The following is a 237-nucleotide window of genomic DNA, read 5'->3' on the forward strand; positions in this document are numbered from 1 at the left end:
AGACTTGCCCCACTAATCGGGGATTAAGACTTTGTTGTCAATTTGAATACGCATTTTTGTTTCCGTCGGAAGACTTGCCCCACTAATCGGGGATTAAGACGTCAGATTTGTCGGCATTAGAAAACTGATTTCCGTCGGAAGACTTGCCCCACTAATCGGGGATTAAGACTGAACATATCGCACCCTTTCCTTTTCTTCTCGCACGTCGGAAGACTTGCCCCACTAATCGGGGATTAA

This window comes from Neisseria sp. HMSC068C04, from assembly GCF_001810105.1.
GTDB classification, from domain to species: Bacteria; Pseudomonadota; Gammaproteobacteria; order Burkholderiales; family Neisseriaceae; genus Neisseria; species Neisseria flavescens_B.